Here is a 21472-nt window from a genome sequence, read left to right as displayed (position 1 = left end):
CGATGCCGGCCGACCAGCTGATTTCAGGTTGTTCGTGGGTTCCGTAGACGTCGCTAACCGACCCGCACCAGTCACTTGCACACATCTGTCGAGCGGCCGATCGTTCCGCAAAAGCGGACAAATGTCGGTTGGCCAAGGCACCAACGGATATATCGGACGTGTTCGCAGTTGCGCGGCTCGCGCAAGTCGCTCACCTGTTCGAAGCGGCAACGGCCTGGGTGTCCTGCGGCCGCGTGATTGGGCGAGCCGTGTGTAAGCGACGGGCCTTTTTCGGCGATTGAGATAGGAACGTCCGGACAGGACGGCTCCAGTCCGCCAGACCACATCATTTGCCGGGACGGATGATCGCCGCCGCAAGGCCCGCCCCGGCGAACGCGCACGCGGCGGACACCAGCGCAACGGCGCGCAGCGCATCGACAATGGCGTCGGTTTCCGCGCGAGCCACGGGTAGCCGGGGCGGTGTATGAGCGCCGCCCGATGCGGCCGCGGCTTGCGCAACCGGTTCGAGCAACTGTCCGTTCTGACGTAATTCCTGCGGCACGTGCATCTGGTCGAGCCGCGCCGCCAGCGCCGCGTGGTGCGACCAGACGAACACGATGCCGAGCACGGCAATCGCAAGCAGGTTCGCCCCGCGTGCAACAGCGTTGTTGATACCGGAAGCGACGCCCGCGCGGTCGCTCGTCACCGAGCCCATCACGGTTGTGGTCAGCGGTGCGACGGTGATCGTCATGCCGAGCCCGAGCACGGCGAGCGCAGGGAAGAAGCCGGCCCAATAGCCGCCGCGAACGAATGGCAGCGCCAGCATCGCGAACCCGATCCCGGCGACACCGGGCCCTGCGGTCAGCAGCGTGCGCGAACCAAAGCGGCTCGTCAGGCCGCCGGTGAAACGCGACAGCAAGCCGATGATGGCCGGCACCGGCAGCAGCGCCGCGCCCGCTTCGGTCGCGGTGTAGCCATGCGCGCGGATCAGCGTGAACGGCAGGAAGAACAGCACGCCGCCCAGGCCGAAGTAGAGCAGCAGCGTGACGAGATTGGCACCGGTGAAATCGCGCGAGCGGAACAGGTCGAGCGGCATCATTGGATTGCGGCTGTTCGATTCGATCATCACGAACACGGCCAGCACCAGCACACCGGCGCCGATCGCGCACAGTACGAGCGGATGGGCGAACCCGCGCGCCGACGCCTCCGTCAGCCCATAGGTGAGTGCGGCGAGTCCCGCCGCTGCGGCCGTCGCGCCGAACCAGTCCATCTGTTGCGGCGCATCGAGCTTGTGGCTGTTGGGCACCGACGACACCGCCAGGCCGATCGTCACGGCCGCAAGCGGACCGTTGAGGAAGAAGATCGCGCGCCAGGAAAACGCGTCGACGAGCCAGCCGCCTGCCACCGGCCCCAGCGCCGACGTGATCGCGCCGACGCCCGCCCAGGTGCCGATTGCCCGTCCGCGCGCGTCCCCTTCGAACACGGCGCCGATGATTGCGAGCCCGCTCGGGACGAGCATTGCTGCACCGATTCCCTGAACCGCACGCGCAGCGATGAGCGAACCCACATGCGGCGCGAGCCCACATGCGGCCGACGCCAGCGTGAAGAGCCCGATGCCCGCGATGAACACCGTGCGGCGGCCCAGCTTGTCGCCCATCGACCCACCCACCAGCACCAGCGACCCAAGAAAGAGCAGGTACGCGTTGACGACCCACTGCATTGCCGCCACGCTTGCGCCGAGCTCGCTCTGAATGGACGGCAGCGCAACATTGACGACGGAGCCGTCGATGAATGCCATGCTCGAGCCGAGGATCGTCGCGGCCAATGCGAGACGCTTGCGTCGACACGGCCGGTCGACCTCGGCGGGCTGCGTGCGAATGACCAGTTCGTCGCACGGGCCGGCCTGCGCGGCGGCGACGTGCGCTGCGCTCCGCTGACTATCGAGAAGGGCTGGCATCGGAAAGGTCGGTCGAGTCGCCGAGGAAATGTTCGATGAAAAATGATACTTCACCGCTTATCCGACGCGTCATCCTGCGCGACAACCCAATGCCAACACATATTCGGCGTCGGCAGTGCGCTGAACGTCGGTCATTCGATAGCGCTAGTTGAATGTCCTTTGATGGCCGGCAAGCGTCCGCTCGCCGGCCATGTTGCCGTCAGACCTCGGTGTGCTCCGCCGTCTCGAGGACATCGTCGACTTCGATGCCGAGGTAACGCACTTACTTTCCGGCTTGGTATGTCCGAGCAGTCGTAGTGAACCGCTGTCCAGGAAGCCCCCAAGAAACACAATCGTCACATCAATATGCCGGAAGCTCCCGATGTGCACATCGGCATTTCAAAATTGTGACGCTTGACGCATCCGATTTTTACAACGACGTGAATATTGCAGTGCAGCAAGAATGCCCGTAGACTGGGTTTGCACCTTCGATGTAGTCCTCCAACAGTCGCCCCATGACGGGAGAACACGCCATGACGACTTCTTCGCCAGCGCCGACTCAATCGCGCCCCGCCCTCCACGTATTCGAACAAGACGGGGGCTGGCATTGGGGCATCACGGTTCCTCGCTGCACCGGAAGCGGCTTCAAACTGATCGCATTCAGCCAGCATCTCTTTTCCGATAAAGACACTGCCCAACGCGACGGCGAGCGTGCGCTGGCCTCCATCGTGGCAAGTGGCGGGAACTAGTGATTCCGGCAGTTGCACGCGCCTTGAGATTTCACATCCGGATGCCATACTCCTATCACCCTTCGATGCGAGACATCTCATCGCGCGCCATGACGGACCACACCACTTGTCTGACATACCCGATCGCCTGCGACGATCCGAGCGTGTCGTTCTCTGCCTACGGCACCGGTTGGGGGCACGTTGCGGTCAAGCTCCCGGCCGAGGTCATTCGAGAAAAGCTCGGCGCAAACACGGCAACACCGGCCCAGTCGCTCGCCGCGTTTGAAAGCAATCGCGACAAGATCACGATCGCGGTCAATCAACATGCAGGGCCGAGCGACGGCCGGCACATCCAGCTCGACAAATCAGACTTCTAGATTGGAACCTGCGTGTGGGCCGGCGTGCCGACCGCAGACAGGAGGTGGTACATGAACATCCGGATCGTGATTTCCTGCACATTCGCTCTTGTTGCCACTGCCGCTGCCGCTCAAGCTGCAGATATCACCGGTGCGGGGAGCACGTTTGCTGCACCGATTTACACAAAATGGGCTGAAGCGTACAAGAAGGCAGGCGGTGGCAGGGTCAACTATCAAGGCATCGGTTCGTCGGGCGGCCTGAAGCAGATCAACGCGAAGACGATCGATTTTGCCGGTTCTGACGCGCCGCTGAAGGATGACGAACTCGCGAAGGACGGCCTGTTCCAGTTTCCGACCGTGGTCGGCGGCGTGGTGCCGGTCGTCAACGTGCCGGGCGTGAAGGCCGGTGAACTGACGCTGTCGGGCCCGGTGCTCGGCGACATCTACCTCGGCAAGATCAAGAAGTGGAACGACCCGGCGATCGTCGCGCTGAACCCGAAGGTCAAGCTGCCGGATACGGACATCGCGGTCGTTCGCCGCGCTGACGGCTCGGGCACGAGCTTCATCTGGACGAACTACCTGTCGAAGGTCAACGGCGAGTGGAAGTCGAAGATCGGCGAAGGCACGACGGTCAACTGGCCGACGGGCACGGGCGGCAAGGGCAACGACGGCGTCGCGGCCTTCGTGCAGCGTCTGCCGGGTGCGATCGGCTACGTCGAGTGGGCGTACGCGAAGAAGAACAACATGACCTACACCGCGCTGAAGAACTCGACGGGCACGGTGGTCGAGCCGAAAACGGAAACCTTCAAGGCCGCTGCGGCCGGCGCGAACTGGTCGAAGTCGTTCTACCAAATTCTGACGGACGAGCCGGGCAAGGACGCATGGCCCGTCGTCGGCGCGACGTTCGTGCTGCTGTACACGAAGCAGGACAAGCCAGAACAGGGCAAGGAAACGCTGAAGTTCTTCGATTGGGCGTTCCGCAATGGCAACCAGGCCGCCACGGATCTCGACTACATCCCGATGCCAGATCCGGTCGTCACCGAAATCCGCAAGCAATGGAAGGCGAAAATCAAAGACGCCTCCGGGAAAGCGCTCGCGGATTGAGTGCGGTTGGTAGCACGCGGATCGCCCCCCCGCAGGTGCGAGACGAATACCGCCGATCCGTCCCGCAGCCTGCGCCTCAGAGATCTTTGCGGCGCCACTGCAACGTGTGATATCTCCGCACGCGCTTGCGCGAGCGTCTTGCCGTTCGCGATTTGCCTGCGAATATCAGCGTCGACGGTCTCGATCTCCCGCGCCGACTCCGCCACCGCCGTTGCGCGAGCATGAGGCAATGTGTGACATCGCGGCACACGCCGTCGATCACAGTGCCGGCGATTCGCCCCGATTTGTTTGCCACGCTTACGCGAGATATCCCGTTACGCCATCCCAAAGCAGTTTCACCGCGGCCACCATCAGTAGTCCGTAACAGGCTCGATAGACTTGGCGTTGATCCAGTTTCGCGTGAAGCCGCCAACCGGTCACGACGCCAGCAGGAATTGCACAGAGGCAGACCGCCATCACGACCCAGATATTGCCCGTCGGCCTGGCCAGCAGCAGCCACGGCACTGCCTTGGTCGCGTTACCCACGGTAAAGAACATGCTTGTCGTCCCCGCATACACTTCCTTGCTGAGGCCAAGAGGCAGCAGGTACATTGCGAGCGGCGGGCCGCCCGAATGCGCGACCATCGTGGTCACGCCAGAGGCAAGACCCGCCGTGATCGCCTTTGGCCTCGAGCGCGGACGGACCGTCAACGCCGCACCTCCGACCAACCATAGTCCGACGAAGATCAGCGTAATCGCCGCCATCACGATCGCGATCGCGCGGTGGTCGAGGAATCGAAAGGTCAGATAGCCGACGCCGATGCCCATCACGAGTCCCGGCAAAAGCAGCATCAGGTCCGGCTTCGACCATGTCGAAGGCTTCCAGTACCGCAACGCGAACAGATCCATTGCGATGAACAGCGGTGCGAGCATTCCGCCCGCGGTAACCGGATCCATCACCAACGACAGCAGCGGAATACCGACGATCGAAAAGCCGCCGCCGAAGGCCCCCTTCATGAACGAGATCAGGAACACACCCGCGAAGGCGATCAGTATCGTGATGAAGGTCAGGTGCAGATCCATGCCGGTCGAGGAAATCACGATGACCTCGCGTGGTCGATGTAACACCCGCCCAACCGGCGTGAAAAGCCCGTCGCCCTTCCCGCATACGCGGGTTGAACGGTAATCGAAGAGGTGAAAGGCATATTGCGTCTCCACGGATGCTCCGAGACCAATCCGCCGCCCGCGCGGATTTCGTTGCAACGACGCGCGTGCACATTGGCCGTAGAAGCTTTGCGATGCCGGTACAATCGGCCGGTGAAGACAGAATGCACCGGCCTACTACTCGGTGCAATAAAAACATTGATCTCGGTGCAATATACATTGAACTCGGTGCATTGAATGTCAAAGTCCGAATACCTGAAGTTGGCCGACACGATCGCCGCAGACATTGCCGACGGAACGCTCAGGCCGGGCGACCGGCTTCCTCCGCAGCGCAATTTCGCAGACCAGCGAAAGATCGCCGTGTCGACGGCCAGCCGGGTCTATGCGGAGTTGCTGCGACGGGGGCTCGTCGTCGGCGAGGTGGGCAGGGGAACGTTCGTTTCGGGCGACGCAAGGCGCGGCGCAGCGGCGCCAAGCGAACCGCGTGACGTCCGGATCGATCTGGAGTTCAATTACCCGATACTTCCCGACCAAACGACACTCATCGCGAGAAGCCTGAGCGGGCTCGAGAGAGCGTCCGAGCTCGCGAGTGCCCTGGGTCAAGCAACCAGCGGTGGAACGCCTGCTCTCAGGAACGTCTCTGCCGCATGTCTGGCGAGCAATGGCTGGGCGCCTTCTCCTGAGCAACTGGTCTTCACGGGGAACGGACGGCAAAGCATTGCCGCCGCGGTCGGCGCCATTGTTCCGACGGGCGGGCGCTGCGGCGTCGAATCGTTGACCTACCCGTTCATCAAGGGCATCGCGGCGCGCCTCGGTATTACGCTGGTGCCTCTTGCGATGGACGAAGGCGGCGTGCGCCCCGACGCTGTGCTCAAAGCGCACCGGGCGGCGAATCTTTCGGCGATCTACATTCAGCCCGCCATCCAGAATCCGTTGGGCATGACGATGAATGCTGCGCGACGGGAAGATCTTTTGCGCGTCGTGGAAAAGCTCGGCATTCCTGTGATCGAGGACAATGTGTATGGCTTCCTCGACGACCAGCCGCCGCTTGCCGCCCTCTCGCCGGACAATTGCGTCGTAATCGACAGCCTTTCGAAGAAGGTGGCGCCGGGGTTGACGCTGGGATTCATCGTGCCGCCGCATCGGTTGCGTGAAACCGTGATGGCGTCGGTGCGCTCGGGCGGATGGACGGCATCGGGATTTGCATGTGCGGCCGCGCAGCGATTGATGAGCGACGGTACGGTTGCCGAGCTCGCACGACTGAAACGCGTCGATGCCGTGGCCCGTCAGAAGCTGGCCGCCGACCGTCTGGCGGATTTCGACATACAGACGAACGGCAAGTGTTTCCATCTGTGGTTGACGCTGCCGGCCCATTGGCGCTCGCAGGCGTTGGTCGCAGCCGCAGCGCGGCGAGACATCGCGTTGACGCCCTCTACCACGTTCGCAGCCGCGCCCGGCCATGCGCCGAACGCGGTCAGGCTTGCGCTTGCTGCGCCAACCATGGATCAGCTCGACGCGGGTCTGCTCACATTGAGCGGAATCCTGAATGCGAGAGAAGAGGATTTCGATTCGACCGAATAAGGTCTGCGGCGGGGCTCCGATTGGGCCCTGGAATCGTTGTGCCAACACTCCGCATTGCTCCGAGAGCAATATTTTGACTGATCCGAGAACTGACCGGTGCATTCGCTCACGCATCAGCAGCCATAACTCTCGCCATTGATGAGATAGCGGTCCAGCAGCGGCAGCCGGTCCACGCCCCAGAACAACTCGGCACCGACCACGAACGTTGGCGAGCCAAATACTCCACGCGCGATAGCTGCATTTGTCGCGTTGCGTACCGCCTCCCGCGAATCGGAAGAGCCGACCCATTGACGAATTTCGCGTTTGGAGACGCCCGTGTTCTGGTGCGTGATCTCCGTAAGAACATCAATATCGCTGATGTTCAATCCGTTCGCCCAACGTGCCCGCAACAACGCTGACGCCAGGTCGCCCCGCGATTCGACGGGTGCGGCGTAAAAGACCTGTTGTGCGGGGACCGGGTCGAACATGCTGATGTCCTCAGTAAGCGGCAGACCCGATGCCTTTGCCATGCGCGCAACGTCGTGCCGGACATAGGCGGCCTTGAGTGGCGTATCGAGTATAGGCTTGAGGCCCATTACCTTGACGACCGTAACGCCCAGCCTGAACGGCAGCCATTGCACGCTCCGTCCGTGCCGCTGCGCCACCTCGTCGATGAGGTTTGATGCAAGATACGCATACGGCGAGACAAAATCAAAATAGAAGACGATCGGATTCATGTTCGTTTTGCTAACGATCATATGTTCCCTTCAGATATGCGTCGCGCAACTCGACTTTCCTGATCTTGCCGGAAGGCGTCTGTGGAAACTGATCGACGAAACGCCAGATGCGCGGCACCTTGAACGAAGCAAGATGCTCGCGGCAGTACGCCGTCAACGACTCTCCTGTTTCCACTGCACCAGGACGCAGTTGCACAAAGGCCGCAACTACCTCGCCCCACTCTTTGTCGGGAAGGCCGATCACGCTTGCGGTGGAAATACCCGAATGCTGTATCAGCACGTCCTCGATCTCACGCGGATAGATGTTCTCACCGCCGCGGATGATCATTTCCTTCATGCGTCCCTGAACCCTGATATATCCGTCCGGCTCCATGCTTCCAAGATCGCCGGTGCGCAACCAGCCGTCTGCCGTCAACGCAGTGCGCGTGGCTTCTTCGTTTTCGAAGTAGCCCTTCATCACGCAGCAACTGCGCGTCCAGATTTCACCCACTACACCTGTTTCGACCGTGACCTCGCTCTCCGGGGAAACGACCTTGACCTCCACCTGAGGCAACGGGCGGCCGACGGTCAGGTACCAGTCTTCGCGTGTATCGGACGGTCGCGTGTGCGTGATGTAGGGCGACGCTTCCGTTTGTCCGAAGCCAATGCCGATCGCGGCGCCCAGCTGTTCCGCCGCTCTATGCACCAGCTCCGGCGGAACGGGCGCACCTCCCATCACGGCAAGCCGCCACGAGGACACATCGCGAGGCGCCAGTTGCTGCTGCTCCAGCATGCGGATCATCATGGTGGGCACGCAAATCACAATCGAGCCGCGCTCGGATTCGACCAGGTCCAGTAACAACGACGCATCGAAGCCGAGCGGCAACACAAGCGCGCCTCCCGTCTGCAACGCACCGAGCGTGGCCAGCACGCAGCCCGCCGTATGGAACATTCGCATCGGATTTACCCACACGTCTCCGTCGCGTGCGCCGATTGCCCCAGCAAACCACTTGCCGTTGTTGACGAGGCCACAGTGGGTGAGCATGACGCCCTTCGGAAAGCCGGTAGTTCCCGACGTGTATTGAATTTGCGCGATGGCATCCGGATCGACATGGGGCAGTTCAAGCTTGTCGCTGCCAGGCAGGAGAAATTCACGCCACTGGCCCAACGATACGACCTCGCGCAATAGCGGCAACGAGCGCCTCACCTCATCGATTATCGGCAGCAACGCCCGCCCCCGATACTCGTCCACGGCAATGATGCCTGCCGCCTTCGATTGCGCCAGAACATATGACAATTCGTTCGCCAGATACGCCGGATTGACAGTGACGAGTGTGATGCCTGCAAGCGCAGCGCCGAATTCGATGTGCACCCACTCCGGGCAATTCGGCGCCCACAGCGCGACATGCTCGCCGGGCCGGAAGCGTTGGAGCAACGCGCTGGCGACGCCGCACGACTCCGCCCACAGTTCGGCATAGCTCCAGCTTCGCCTCCCACCCGTCGTCAGCCCCTCGATCAATGCAACCGAATCGCCCGAACGGCTCGCGGCCTGTCGGAGAGCATCGCCGACGCTCATATCCAGCACAGGCTCGCTCGTGTCAGCCGGCCACCAGGACAGCCCGCGGCGGCCGGCGTCTCCCGTTTCCATCATCTCGTCGTCTCCGAATATTGCTGTAGCCTGAAGCGAGGCTTGCGCATAGGTTGCTGCGATCTATCATAGTTGCAACCTTCTTCCCGCTCCATTCGGATTCCCGCCACGCTCGCCGCTGCCGCCTTGCTGCAGGTTGCCCGCCTGTTTTGACGGTTTAGGGGCGACTCATTCGGATATCCGGATCCGCTGCTTCGAACATCGTTCCGCGACGCATGCTCTGGCTAGAATCATCACGTCCGTACTACGAGGAAAACGACCGTGCCCACGAAGATCCGCAAATTTGATCCGAACCGCCAGATCGCCGTGCGCCGCAGGCCACGGCAAGGGCGGTCCCTGATGACGGTCGACGCCATTCTCGAGGCCGCACGACGGCTTTTCGTCTGCGACGGATTTGAAGCCACCAGCACGACGCGTATTGCGGCAGCTGCCGGTGTAAGCGTGGGCTCGCTTTACGAATACTTCACGAGCAAGGAAGCGCTGGCCGCGAAGCTCATCAAGGTTCACTGCGACAATCTGCTGGAACGCTATGCCCGCGCTTTCGCCGAAGCCGAAGGCAAAGGTGTTGCGGCAGTGGTGGACGCGTGGGTGGATACGACCGTCGATGCTTACGCGGAAGACGTTACGTTACATCGCGTCCTGCTCGAACAGATGGGAAAGGTCAGCAAGCTACACCATCTCAAACGTGTTTCGCTCGCCATCGCGGATCTGCTGGAACAGGCCCTGAGGACGTGCCGAAGCGAAGTCACGCGACCGGACCTGCATCTTGCCGCATTCATCGTCGAATCGGCGGGTGAAGCACTGGTGCACCGCGCGATTCTCTATACAGACGATCTCTTCGGCTACGAACTGCGCCGGGAGATGAAGCTCATGGCCCATCTCTATCTGTGCGCACCCGCAAAACCGAATGACATCGACTGACGAGCACTCCGAGCCTTCGTAGCGGGCGACAGAACGACGTCGAAAAATCGCGTGCCGGCGGTTGTGTGAGTCGCACCGAATCCGAATAGAGCAGATGGGCGCGCGTACCTATCATGGGCTTACACTTTATTCAAAGGATCGACTCATGAAGACGCGCATCACTGAACTGCTCGGCATCAAGTATCCGATTGTCCAGGGCGGCATGCACTTTGTCGGGCTCGCAGAGCTGGCTTCTGCGGTGTCAAACGCCGGCGGCCTCGGCATGATCACGGCATTGACGCTGAAATCGCCCGAACTGCTCTCCAAAGAGATCGATCGCTGCCGCCAGATGACGGACGCACCGTTTGGCGTCAACCTTACTTTCCTGCCCGCTTTTTCTTCGCCCCCTTATCCCGAGTACATCGATGCGATCAGGCTCGGCGGTGTGAAGATCGTCGAGACGGCTGGGCGCAGCCCTGAAGCGTATATGGGCAAATTCAAGGAAGCTGGGATCAAGGTGCTTCACAAGTGCACGTCGATACGTCATGCGCTGAAAGCCCAGCAGATCGGTTGCGACGCCGTCAGCGTCGACGGCTTCGAATGCGGTGGCCACCCCGGAGAGGACGACGTTCCAAACATGATCCTGCTGCCTCGCGCCGCAGAAGCGCTTACCGTTCCGTTCATCGCATCCGGTGGCATGGCGAATGGGCGCAGCCTCGTTGCGGCGCTCGCTTTGGGCGCGGACGGCATCAACATGGGCACGCGGTTTCTGGCGACGCGTGAAGCGCCCGTACATCAGAACGTCAAGGATGCGATTGTCGCCGCCTCTGAACTGGACACCCGCCTTGTCATGCGGGGGCTCAAGAATACCGAACGCGTGCTCAACAATGCCGGCGTGGAGCAGTTGCTCGCGATCGAACGCGCGAAGGGGGCCGATCTCGTTATCGACGACATCGTCGAGCAGGTCGCAGGCGTCTATCCGAAAGTGATGCGCGAGGGCAAGACAGAGGTGGGGGCCTGGAGCTGCGGCATGGTTGCCGGTTTGATCAACGATATTCCGTCTGTGAAGGACCTGATCGACACTATCATCGATGATGCCGCCACCCTGATCCAGTCGCGTCTGAGACACATGCTCGACGGCCTGCAGCAACCGGCCTGCGCCTGACTTCAACGACGAGCGGGCCGAGCCCGCTTTTGATCGGTTTGCCTGCCCAGGTCGGCGCACAGATCGAGTAAGCGTTGCGTGGCCGGCGCATTGCCGGTCGCACGGAACGCAACGGCAACGTCGGAGGTGAGCGACGCCTTTTCGAGCGGCACATAAACGACACCCGGCAACGTCAGCTTGCTGACTGGCTCCGGTACGAGTGCAATTCCTCGCCCCGCGGCGACAAGGCCCACGATCGTCGCAAACTGGTGAGTGCGACTGACGATCCTCGGCTCGAAGCCGGCTGCGCGACACAGCTGCAACGCCGTGTCGTAAAACCCTTGCCCTTCTCTCAAGTGTGTGGCGAGAAACGGCTCATTTGCGAGATCGGCCATTGTCACTCGGTGTCCGGCAAGACGATGTCCTTCGCGCAGGCAAACCACGACGCGCTCCTTTCTCAGCGTGAGCGTCGAGAGGCTGGCCGGCAGACTGTCCACCGGCAGCCGCACCAGTGCAACATCGGCGCGCCCCTCCTCTAGAAAGACGAGTTGCGACTCCTGGTCCGCCTCCGTCAACCCGACGGTTACGTCCGGCGCAATCCGCTCGAACTCGTTCAACAGCGCCGGAAGGATCCCCGAGTAGGCCATCGAGCTCGCATAGCTCACCTCGATGTGACCAACTTCGCCGCGCTGGGCGCGTATGGCCACGAGCGCCGCCCTTTCGACCTGGGCGAGCACCCCCCGTGCTTCGACGAGAAACTGACTACCCACGTGCGTCAGGCTGACGTTGCGCGGACCGCGCTCCAGAAGGCGTACTCCCAGTTCTTTTTCGAGCCGCTGGATGTGCTGCGTCAAAGCGGGTTGCGCGAGATGCAGCCGCTCTGCTGCACGGCCGAAATGGAGCGTGTCGGCAAGCATCACGAAGGAGCGCAGGCAGCGAAGGTCCATGGTCAATCCTCGGCTATCGATCACGATATCTTATCACTGAGCAGCATATTAATTATTGGACGCAATCGAACCGCTATCACATACTCGAATCATCAAAGAGGAAACGAACGCCATGCAAACTACGCAGGAGACACTGGCGGCCCAGAACGGCCGGCTCGCCAGCGACGATCATAGTGTTGCGGCGGCTGCCGTAGCAGCGAATCCAATGGAAACAGCACGTGCGCTCGATCGCAGGATCGCCTGGCGTATCGTGCCGCTCGCCGTGATCGGTTATGTGATCGCCCAGATCGACCGCACGAACGTCGCGTTTGCCAAGCTGCAGTTCATGAGTGATCTCGCGTTCGGGGAGGCAGTCTACGGGATGGGCGCAGGCTTGTTCTTTGCCGGCTATTTTTTGTTCGAGATGCCAAGCAATCTGCTGCTGGCTCGCATCGGCGCGCGTCTCACGTTCACCCGCATCATGGTTCTCTGGGGCGCGCTCTCGGTCGGGATGGCGTTCATTTCCACGCCGACCCAATTCTATGTAATGCGCTTTCTGCTGGGCGTGGCGGAGGCGGGTTTTTTTCCGGGCATCATCCTTTACTTCAGCTTTTGGCTGCCGAAGGAGATTCGTGGGCGCGCCACCTCGTTCTTCGCAATGGGCGCGTCGATAGCGGGCGTCATAGGCAGTCCCATCTCCGGCTGGCTGATGTCGCTCGACGGCTTGCACGCGTTGCGCGGCTGGCAGTTGATCTTCATCTATGAAGGCGTGCCGGCCATTCTCCTTGGCCTCTTCTGCTTCTTCTACGTCGACGACAAGCCGGAACATGCCCGCTGGCTTTCGCGTGACGAAAAGGATCTTCTGCTCGCCCGCCTCGCATCGGAGGCTCCGTCGCACCGCGGCGAGCATCGCTCGCTCGCGCAATTGTTCCGCGATCCGAACGTGCTTTTGCTCGCGCTCGCCTACCTATCGATCCTCGCAGGCACCCAGGCGGTCTCGCTCTGGACACCCACGCTGCTCAAGCACCTCGGTGTAGGCGTGACCATCATCGGCGCGCTCGCCGCGATTCCGCCCGCTGTTGCGATCGCTGCCGTCTTCTTCATCGGCCGTAGTTCCGATCGTCATCAGGAGCGCCGCTGGCACTTTGCCGTTTCGATGCTCGCGGCGAGCGCGAGCCTGGTTCTGCTCCCGCTAGCTTCGTCGAGCATGTTCTGGACGATGGCTTCGATGTCGGTTGTCGCGGGCGGCACGTGGGCCGCGCTCGCTGTGTTCTGGACCATTCCCCCCGCGTATCTCTCTCCTGCCGCGAAAGCAGGTGGAATCGCGTTCATCAGCAGCGCTGGCGCAATTGGCGGCTTTCTGAGCCCTGTCATCGTTGGCTGGTCCGGCGCGCTGACGGGCAGCCTCTTTGGCGGACTGGCCGTGATCGGACTCATGCTCGCCCTGTCCGCGCTCGCACTCGTCATCAGCGTCGGCCGCACCCGTGTGAAATCCGCTTGAACGTTGAATGCTGCAGGCGGCACAACATCCATTGAAGGTGATTACATGAATATCGTTTCGATCGAATCCATCATCGTCGATCTGCCGACCGTGCGTCCGCACAAACTGGCAATGGCGACGATCAACAGCCAGAGCCTCGTGGTGGTGCGCGTGCGGGATGCTGACGGCAACGAGGGCGCCGGCGAGGCCTCCGTCATTCCGCACTACGGCGGCGAAACCGTGGAAGCGATCAAAGCCGTGATCGACGGATACCTCGCTCCCGCCGTCATGGGCGCCAATCCCGCGGACTTCGGGCTGCTTCATCAGAAGATGAACGCATCGCTGAAGGACAATCACTACGCGAAAGCCGCAGTCGAGATGGCCTGCGTCGACCTCGCGGCACGCCGTCTCGGCGTGCCGGCCGCGATGCTGTTCGGCGGCGCCGTGCGCGATCGTCTGCGGGTGCTGCTCGTGCTCGGCAACGGCGAGACCGCGCGTGACATCGAGCTGGCCGAAGAAAAGCTTACGGCCCGAGAACACGATCTCTTTCTGGTGAAGCTCGGAAAAGGCGAACCTCGCGACGACGTGGCGCGCGCCGTGGCTATCAAGGCCGCGCTCGGCGATCGCGCCCGCGTGCATGTCGATGCGAACCAGTGCTGGGACGAAGCAGTCGCCACATGGGCGATCGAGCGGCTCGAAGCCGGGGGAATCGCCGTGGTCGAGCAGCCACTGCCTCGCGCGGATCTGGAAGGGATGCGCCGACTGACCGAGAGGTTTGCGATCCCGATCATGGCCGACGAAGCCATCGATACCGTGGAAAGCGCGCTTGATTTCGCGCGCTGCCGCGGGGCCGACGCATTCTCGATCAAACTGACCAAGCACGGCGGCATGCTGCCGACGCGCAAGGTCGCAACGATCGCCGAGGCCGCCGGCATCTCGCTTTTCGGCGGAACGATGCTCGAAAGCGGCATTGGCACGGCCGCTTACGCTCAGCTTTTCGCCACCGTTCAGAAGCTCGACTGGGGCTGCCAGCTATTCGGACCACTGCTGTTTGCCGATTCGATCACGATCGAGCAACCCCAATATCGCGATTTCCATCTCATCGTGCCGCAAGGCCCTGGCTTCGGCGTGCGGATCGACGAGGACAAACTCGGCTACTACCGGCGCGACGGCGGCCAATATCGCCGCGCGGCCTGACTGGAGGACACAACATGCCATATGTAATCGAAACGTGGGACAAGGCCGATTGCCTGCCGCTGCGGATGAAAGCGCGTCCCGATCATCTCGCGTTTCTCGCAGACAATGCGGCCATGCTGCTCGCTTGCGGCGCGAAGCTGAACGATGATGGAAAGGACTTAGGCGGCGGTCTCTATGTCGTGGACACGGACATACGAAGCGAAGCGCAGGCATTCATCGAATCGGACCCGTTCTTCAAGGCGGGGCTCTTCGCCAGGGTGCAAATTACGCGGTGGCGCAAGGCCTATGTGGCGGGGGAATGCTTTCTTATTTGATGCGGAAGCGGCTATGCGGCGCAGAAGAGCCCCAAGTTAAACTACGAAGGCACTATCTCGCTGCCACGTCCATCCCGACGCAGGGATCTGCACGCGACAGCGAATGGCGGTTTGGGGCGACGCGAACGACTCTGAACGGCCCAGAGCGCCCCTTCAAATGGATGTCCGGCCGACGGCCGCGTCGATGCACATAGCGGCCGTTCCCCATCTCATTCGTGGATGGTCGCCATGGGACTGCGCGAGACCGACTTCTTTCGGACAATCTAGGGAATCGCTGATTAATAGGCGATCGCGCGAGGTGGACGGCGACGCCGACGCGGAATGGCCGGATACCGGAGCGAAGCGCCGCCCATTCGGAGAAGTTTGACGGGCGGATGCGCCTCATTTCTCGCATTTCTCACACGCATGACGGACTTCTCCCATGAATCGACCGCAGCCGGTTTCGCGCGATCACCAGATTCGCCAAGGCGAACAGACTGAACAGTTGCGCCGTGTTCTTGGCCAGCCCCTTGTAGCGCACCTTGCGATGACGGAACAGATTCTTGACGACATGAAACGGATGCTCGACCCGCGCACGGATTTGCGCCTTGGTTCGCTCCAGCGCGATCACCAGATCCTTCAGCGGGCCGTCCTGCATCGCCTTGATCTTTCCGCGCTTGGCCGCCACGCGCCACTTCACCGACTTGCTCTTCATTTCGTCGCGTTTGTCTACGCCGATGTAGCCCGCATCGCCGAACGCTTCCTCTTCAAGCCCGTGCAGCAGCGCATGGGCTTGCGAAACATCCGACACGTTGGCAGACGTGCCGACCACGCTATGAACCAGTCCCGAATCTGCATCGACGCCGATGTGCGCCTTCATGCCGAAGTGCCACGCGTTACCTTTCTTTGTCTGATGCATTTCGGGGTCGCGACTCTGCTCGGCGTTCTTGGTCGACGGCGGTGCTTCGATGATCGTCGCATCGACCAGCGTGCCTTCCTTCATCATCAGTCCGCGTTCGCACAGCGAGATGCCAATCTCGTCGAACAGCTTGCGCGTCAGGTCATGTTCGAGAAGCAGGCGTCGGAACTTCAGCAGCGTGGTCGCATCCGGCACGTTTTCGACGGCCAGATCAATCCCGGCAAACGCCCGCATCGCGATGCTGTCGTACAGCGCGTCCTCCAGCCCTTCGTCCGACAGGCTGTACCACTGCTGCAGGAAGTAGATTCGAAGCATCCGTTCCAGACCGATCGGCGGGCGGCCGCGCTCACCCTTCGGGTAGTACGGCTCGATTGCCGTCAGCAATCGCGACCACGGCACCAGCTTCTCCATCTCGTCCAGGAAACGCTGGCGCCTGGTCACGCGCTTCTTGCCCGCGCTTTCCGCTTCCGCAAAGCTCATTTGCCGTTTCATCATCGTGGGCTCGTTCCGTGAACTGTCTTCTACAACGTCCTCGGCTGCGTCAGCGATGACCGCCGAGCCGGATAAATCAGTGTTTCCCTAGATCAGACATGTACCGGGCAATGGCGTCCGGATCGGCGGTCATTCCTTCAATGACGTGAGCATTGATAGCGAAAGCAGTCAGTCCCGATTGCGTACCCGCCCTAACCGGCGCAGACACCGCCCAGAAGCGGCCCGATCTTACGCAGGCTTCTGGCAGATCACGCCATACCAACCCAACCCGCGATACGTCTCGTAGCCTGGCGTCGCGGCGAACGAGACAATCGCTCCGTCTGCTGCCCGATAGAAGCCTGTCCGCCTGCCCTCGGCCTGCAGGCGGAAGCGCTCGGTCAGGAGTCCTCGTCCGTCCGAGGCGGCGATCACGCGAAAAGCCGAATCGACGATCATGCAGCGAGTGCGTGTCCATTCATCGTCGCTCAGGCGTACACCCTTGACGACAGCGCCAGCTTGCGGTGCCCAGTCGAAGAAAATAACGAGTGCGCCGAGCACGCGGCCGCTCGCACGACCGCCCTCGCGGATCGCCGTCGCGTAGGTCGCCACTTGGGCATCATGCATCAAAGGGAGCGCCTCGACGTCGCACGCGACATAGTCCGCGCCCGAGCTGGTTTTCATCGCGGCCTTGAACCAGGCCGCTCCAACTACGTTCTGCCCGCGCACGGAATACAGACCAGGCCGGCCGTTCGTGACGACGAAGCCGCGTTCGTCGACTACCCAAATATCACGGTAAACCGTATAGCTGTCGAGAATCACCGATAGCCGCTCGCCGGCATGCTTCACCGAAGCAGCGTCGTTGCTCTGGAGACAGTCCACGACGGCCGAGTCGGTTGCCCACCAGCGCACGTCACACGAACGCTCGTAGAGGTTGCGGTCGATGACATCGATCATGTTGAGCGCGAGATCGGCACAGCGCTGGCCGTCGTGGGAGCGCAGGCGTTCGATCATGCTGTCGCCGAGCTGCGTAAGCGTGGACAGCGAGCCAGCGAGATCCTTGTTCAGAGCCGTGGTGATTTCCGAGATGCGGCTGGAAACGTGCTTGACCTGGTTTGCGACTACGGCAAAGCCTTTGCCCGCGTTGCCGGCGCGCGCTGCTTCGATGCGTGCATTCAGTGCGAGAAACGTGGTCTCGCGATTGATGTCGTTGATGTCGCTGATCTTGCTCGTTGCGATTCGTTTGACTTCATGCGTGAGATCGACGATAGCCTGGGGATTCGACATGCAGCAGTTCCTGTGAACGTTGCCCGATCTGCGGGTTATGCAAACTTTGGGCCAGTTCGAAAGGTGCGATGGCTCCTGAACGCAAACGTTGTCTTCCCGCCAATGGGGCAGCGCGGCCTGTGGATATGACTCATGTTGGCGTCCCGACGCACCGGATGCGGGCATGGGAAGTCGCGCGCAGCATTGGCGCTTTTCCGGTACATCCGAGACTCACGGCTGAAGTTGGGTGGTTACGACGGCTGCGTCATCGAATACGAGGTTCACGGGACCATCCTCGCGACGGGCGCGAAGTACAGCAATCGATTCTGCTCAATTATCAAGATCGAAAACCGAAAGATCGTGCACTGGAGAGACTACATGGACTCGCTTGCGGGTAACGAACGCACTTCAGACGGGATTGAAGCGGGCCCCGCCACGCTCTTAGACTCGGCTCAAATCTCGAGCGAGGTCCACATGTCCAGTCAAACACCGGAGGAGATCCAGGCGCAAGTCACTCGCGCCTCGCTCCCGCAAGCACTTTGCAGCAACCTCAAGCAGAGGCCGCGTCACGCGTACCACGCTACGCCGCCGCGCCATCATTCGCACGCAGCGTGATACCGGTCCACGTGCCGTTTTCCGCCAGCTCGCCGATCAGCTCGACGATCGTTTGCCGCACGGCGAGCGTCGCGGAATTGACGGGCGACGTATTCGACCAGCACAGGCTCGCGGGCCGTCGAATCTCGGGATCGACGATCCGGCGCATTTTCGGCCGGTTCGACGGTTCGCGCAGCGCCAGCGCGGACGCAGGCAGAATCGTGCACGCATGGCCCGACTGCGCGAGCGAGATCATCGTCGGCAGCGAGTCGACATCCGCGATGATGTTCAGCGGCACCTCCTCGCGCGCGAACGTGCGCTCGAGCAACAGGCGCAGCCCGTTCTGCACGCCCGGCGCGACGAGCGGCACGCCGGCCAGCGACGCGAGGCGGCACGTACGGCTGCGCGGCGACACCGCGCCGCCCGGCTCGCCGAGCAGATGCAGCACTTCGTCGAACAGCGGCAGCGCGGTCACGCCCGTGGTGTTCGATTCGCGGAACAGGATCGCGAGGTCGAGCCGCCCGTTCGCCAGCAGCTCGCTGATGAAGCCGCTCATGCTTTCGATGTACTGCAGGCGGATGCCCGGATAGCGCGCTCGCACACGCTCGAACAGCGGCACCGCGAGGATCGACGTCATCGTCGTCGGGAAACCCACCGCAACGGTGCCCGACTCGCTGCCCGCGCCTTCGCGCACCTCCTGGCGCAGTTGCTCCATCTGACGGAGCACGAGCCGCGCATGCCGGTAAAGCGCCTGCCCGGCCGCCGTCGGCTTCACGCCCTGCGGGCTGCGCACCAGCAGCGTGACGCCGACGTCGGCTTCGAGCTTCGCGATCTGCTGGCTCAGCGACGGTTGCGCGACGAACAGTTTTTCGGCCGCTTTCCCGAGGCTCCCGTATTCAACGATGCTGACGAAATAACGGAGCTGGCGGACGTCCATGGCGGGGCGATTGACGGGAAAGTCATAGGATACCCCTATGGCCGGCACATTCAAACGGTATTTCCGCTGCGGGTGCGCTTCACCTAAAGTCACTTCAATCGAAGTCGAATCAGCCGGCTTGACCGGCGATGGAGGTGACAATGAATGCAACCGGGTCGCAGGCCAGCAACGATGTCAAACAGGTCCAGACCGATCTGATCAGCGCCGAACGTGCGGTGGCCTTCGCCGCCGCGCTCGATCATCCGATCGTTCCCGCCGCCGGCGACGCGCTGCTGCCCGCATGGCACTGGCTCTATTTCTGGTCGATTGCACGGCAATCCGAACTCGGCCCGGACGGCCATCCGCGCAAGGGCAGCTTCCTGCCCGATCTCGGGTTGCCGCGGCGCATGTGGGCCGGCGGCCGGCTGACGTTCGAGCGCCCGCTGATCATCGGCGCGCACGCGACGCGCACGTCGAGCGTGCTGTCGATCGAACGCAAGGAAGGACGCAGCGGCACGCTCGGCTTCGTCACCGTCGAGCACATGATCGAATCCGCCGGTGAAATCGCGATCCGCGAGGAACACGACATCGTCTATCGCGGCGCGCCCGCACCCGGCGCGGCCGAGCCCGCACCGAAAGCGGCGCCTGGCGACGCGCAATGGCAACGCGACATCACGCCGGACGAAGTGCTGCTGTTCCGCTATTCCGCGCTGACCTTCAACGGCCATCGCATCCATTACGACCGCACCTACGTGCGCGACGTCGAAGGCTATCCGGACCTCGTCGTGCACGGCCCGCTGATCTCCACGCTGCTGCTCGATCTCGTGACGCGCTCGCTGCCGGGCGCGACTGTCGCCGAATACGCGTATCGCGCCGTGCGGCCGACCTTCGTCGGCAACACGTTCAGCGTGTGCGGCCGCGTCGCCGACGACGGCAAGACCATCGATCTCTGGGCGCAGGACCACGACGGCTGGCTGACCATGACCGCTCGCGCGACCCTCGCCTGACCCATCCGACGCTTTCCCCGATACGTACCATGACCCCTACCGACGCGTACCAAGACATCCGCGAAGCCGTTCGCGACCTGTGCGGCCAGTTTTCCGCGGAATATTTCCGCAAGATCGACGAGGAACGCGGCTATCCCGAAGCGTTCGTCGATGCACTGACCAAGGCCGGCTGGCTCGCCGCGCTGATTCCGCAGGAATACGGCGGCTCGGGCCTCGGCCTGACCGAGGCGTCGGTGATCATGGAGGAAATCAACCGCGCGGGCGGCAACTCCGGCGCGTGTCACGGCCAGATGTACAACATGGGCACGCTGCTGCGCCACGGTTCGGCCGAGCAGAAGCAGCGTTATCTGCCGAAGATCGCGAGCGGCGAGCTGCGCCTGCAGTCGATGGGCGTGACCGAGCCGACCACCGGCACCGATACGACCAAGATCAAGACCACGGCCGTCCGCAACGGCGACCGCTACGTGATCAACGGCCAGAAGGTGTGGATCTCCCGCGTCCAGCACTCCGACCTGATGATCCTGCTCGCGCGCACGACGCCGCTGTCGGACGTCAAGAAGAAGTCCGAAGGGATGTCGATCTTCATCGTCGACCTGCATCACGCGATCGGCAACGGGATGACGGTTCGCCCGATCCCGAACATGGTCAACCACGAGACCAACGAGCTGTTCTTCGACAACCTCGAAATCCCCGCGGAAAACCTGATCGGCGAAGAAGGCCAGGGCTTCAAGTACATCCTCGACGGGCTCAATGCCGAACGCACGCTGATCGCCGCCGAATGCATCGGCGACGGCTACTGGTTCGTCGACAAGGTGTCGCAGTACGTGAAGGATCGCGTCGTGTTCGGCCGTCCGATCGGCCAGAACCAGGGCGTGCAGTTTCCGATCGCGCGCTCGTTCATCAACGTCGAGGCCGCGAGCCTGATGCGCTTCGAGGCCGCGCGCCGGTTCGACGCGCACGAGCCGTGCGGTGCGCAGGCGAACATGGCGAAGCTGCTCGCCGCCGATGCGTCATGGGAAGCCGCGAATGCGTGCCTGCAGTTCCACGGCGGCTTCGGCTTCGCGTGCGAATACGACGTCGAACGCAAGTTCCGCGAAACGCGCCTGTATCAGGTCGCGCCGATCTCGACGAACCTGATCCTGTCGTACGTCGCCGAGCACATCCTCGGTCTGCCGCGTTCGTTCTGACGGGA

Annotated in this window: 19 protein-coding genes and 1 pseudogene; 11 read left to right on the top strand and 9 right to left on the bottom strand. The window is 62.3% G+C overall.

Annotated features, from left to right (window positions below; genetic code table 11):
- Positions 1-325 precede the first annotated feature (325 nt).
- Both O1Q03_RS17150 and O1Q03_RS40210 read right to left on the bottom strand, forming a co-directional pair.
- Positions 326-1936, bottom strand: a complete 1611-nt coding sequence (locus tag O1Q03_RS17150) for an MFS transporter (RefSeq protein ID WP_269504930.1) — start codon at positions 1934-1936, stop codon at positions 326-328.
- A 199-nt stretch (positions 1937-2135) separates the two neighbouring features.
- Positions 2136-2227: pseudogene (locus O1Q03_RS40210) on the bottom strand (integrase); the annotation flags it as partial.
- 221 nt (positions 2228-2448) lie between these two features.
- Here O1Q03_RS40210 and O1Q03_RS17145 point away from each other — a divergent pair.
- From O1Q03_RS17145 to pstS, 3 genes are all read left to right on the top strand, one after another.
- Positions 2449-2664: a hypothetical protein gene (locus tag O1Q03_RS17145; protein ID WP_269504929.1), complete on the top strand. Its 216-nt coding sequence runs from the start codon at positions 2449-2451 to the stop codon at positions 2662-2664.
- Between the two features lie 89 nt (positions 2665-2753).
- Positions 2754-3020, top strand: a complete 267-nt coding sequence (locus tag O1Q03_RS17140) for a hypothetical protein (protein WP_269504927.1) — start codon at positions 2754-2756, stop codon at positions 3018-3020.
- A 51-nt stretch (positions 3021-3071) separates the two neighbouring features.
- A complete protein-coding gene (gene pstS, locus O1Q03_RS17135; protein ID WP_269504926.1) occupies positions 3072-4103 on the top strand; it encodes a phosphate ABC transporter substrate-binding protein PstS in 1032 nt (343 codons plus the stop codon).
- Positions 4104-4400: 297 nt separating this feature from the next.
- On the opposite strand, the gene O1Q03_RS17130 is transcribed toward pstS, so the two are convergent.
- Positions 4401-5300, bottom strand: coding sequence for a sulfite exporter TauE/SafE family protein (locus O1Q03_RS17130; protein WP_269504925.1), 900 nt, complete (start codon positions 5298-5300; stop codon positions 4401-4403).
- A 183-nt stretch (positions 5301-5483) separates the two neighbouring features.
- Between O1Q03_RS17130 and O1Q03_RS17125 the strand changes: the two genes are divergently transcribed.
- Entirely contained in the window at positions 5484-6827 is a 1344-nt protein-coding gene (locus tag O1Q03_RS17125; RefSeq protein WP_269504924.1) for an aminotransferase-like domain-containing protein, read from the top strand.
- 113 nt (positions 6828-6940) lie between these two features.
- Here the strand turns inward: O1Q03_RS17125 and O1Q03_RS17120 are convergent, their stop codons facing one another.
- Together O1Q03_RS17120 and O1Q03_RS17115 are read right to left on the bottom strand one after the other, a co-directional pair.
- On the bottom strand, positions 6941-7543 hold the full coding sequence (locus O1Q03_RS17120; RefSeq protein WP_269504923.1) for a 2-hydroxychromene-2-carboxylate isomerase: 603 nt from the start codon (positions 7541-7543) through the stop codon (positions 6941-6943).
- A 10-nt stretch (positions 7544-7553) separates the two neighbouring features.
- Positions 7554-9173, bottom strand: a complete 1620-nt coding sequence (locus O1Q03_RS17115) for an AMP-binding protein (RefSeq protein WP_269504921.1) — start codon at positions 9171-9173, stop codon at positions 7554-7556.
- Positions 9174-9431: 258 nt separating this feature from the next.
- Between O1Q03_RS17115 and O1Q03_RS17110 the strand changes: the two genes are divergently transcribed.
- Positions 9432-10091 carry a TetR/AcrR family transcriptional regulator gene (locus O1Q03_RS17110; RefSeq protein ID WP_269504919.1) on the top strand — a complete coding sequence of 220 codons (660 nt, stop codon included), beginning with the start codon at positions 9432-9434 and terminating at the stop codon, positions 10089-10091.
- A 145-nt stretch (positions 10092-10236) separates the two neighbouring features.
- Positions 10237-11235 (top strand): NAD(P)H-dependent flavin oxidoreductase, encoded by a 999-nt coding sequence (locus O1Q03_RS17105; protein ID WP_269504918.1) that lies wholly within the window; start codon positions 10237-10239, stop codon positions 11233-11235.
- 2 nt (positions 11236-11237) lie between these two features.
- On the opposite strand, the gene O1Q03_RS17100 is transcribed toward O1Q03_RS17105, so the two are convergent.
- Positions 11238-12161 (bottom strand): LysR substrate-binding domain-containing protein, encoded by a 924-nt coding sequence (locus O1Q03_RS17100; protein ID WP_269504916.1) that lies wholly within the window; start codon positions 12159-12161, stop codon positions 11238-11240.
- A 55-nt stretch (positions 12162-12216) separates the two neighbouring features.
- On the opposite strand from O1Q03_RS17100, the gene O1Q03_RS17095 reads away from it, so the two are divergent.
- Genes O1Q03_RS17095 through O1Q03_RS17085 form a run of 3 tightly spaced genes read left to right on the top strand, consistent with a single transcriptional unit; the run spans position 12217 to position 15131 of the window.
- Positions 12217-13641 carry an MFS transporter gene (locus O1Q03_RS17095; RefSeq protein WP_269504914.1) on the top strand — a complete coding sequence of 475 codons (1425 nt, stop codon included), beginning with the start codon at positions 12217-12219 and terminating at the stop codon, positions 13639-13641.
- A gap of 45 nt (positions 13642-13686) precedes the next feature.
- Positions 13687-14817, top strand: a complete 1131-nt coding sequence (locus tag O1Q03_RS17090; protein ID WP_269504911.1) for a muconate cycloisomerase family protein — start codon at positions 13687-13689, stop codon at positions 14815-14817.
- Between the two features lie 14 nt (positions 14818-14831).
- Complete coding sequence (locus tag O1Q03_RS17085; RefSeq protein ID WP_269504910.1) at positions 14832-15131, top strand: YciI family protein; 300 nt, start codon at positions 14832-14834, stop codon at positions 15129-15131.
- Between the two features lie 397 nt (positions 15132-15528).
- Here the strand turns inward: O1Q03_RS17085 and O1Q03_RS17080 are convergent, their stop codons facing one another.
- The 3 genes from O1Q03_RS17080 to O1Q03_RS17070 all read right to left on the bottom strand — a co-directional run bounded on the left by O1Q03_RS17080 (position 15529) and on the right by O1Q03_RS17070 (position 19294).
- Positions 15529-16521, bottom strand: a complete 993-nt coding sequence (locus tag O1Q03_RS17080; protein ID WP_269505008.1) for an IS5 family transposase — start codon at positions 16519-16521, stop codon at positions 15529-15531.
- A 228-nt stretch (positions 16522-16749) separates the two neighbouring features.
- A complete protein-coding gene (locus O1Q03_RS17075; RefSeq protein ID WP_269504908.1) occupies positions 16750-17784 on the bottom strand; it encodes a methyl-accepting chemotaxis protein in 1035 nt (344 codons plus the stop codon).
- 559 nt (positions 17785-18343) lie between these two features.
- Positions 18344-19294 (bottom strand): LysR substrate-binding domain-containing protein, encoded by a 951-nt coding sequence (locus tag O1Q03_RS17070; RefSeq protein WP_269504907.1) that lies wholly within the window; start codon positions 19292-19294, stop codon positions 18344-18346.
- Positions 19295-19434: 140 nt separating this feature from the next.
- Between O1Q03_RS17070 and O1Q03_RS17065 the strand changes: the two genes are divergently transcribed.
- Positions 19435-20280: an FAS1-like dehydratase domain-containing protein gene (locus O1Q03_RS17065; RefSeq protein ID WP_269504906.1), complete on the top strand. Its 846-nt coding sequence runs from the start codon at positions 19435-19437 to the stop codon at positions 20278-20280.
- A gap of 29 nt (positions 20281-20309) precedes the next feature.
- Positions 20310-21467, top strand: coding sequence for an acyl-CoA dehydrogenase family protein (locus O1Q03_RS17060; RefSeq protein ID WP_269504905.1), 1158 nt, complete (start codon positions 20310-20312; stop codon positions 21465-21467).
- Positions 21468-21472 lie beyond the last annotated feature (5 nt).

This window comes from Burkholderia sp. IMCC1007, from assembly GCF_027257875.1.
In the GTDB taxonomy this organism is placed as follows: Bacteria; Pseudomonadota; Gammaproteobacteria; order Burkholderiales; family Burkholderiaceae; genus Burkholderia.
The sequence above is the reverse complement of the archived record's forward strand: the minus strand, read 5'-3'. Positions and strand labels throughout refer to the sequence as shown.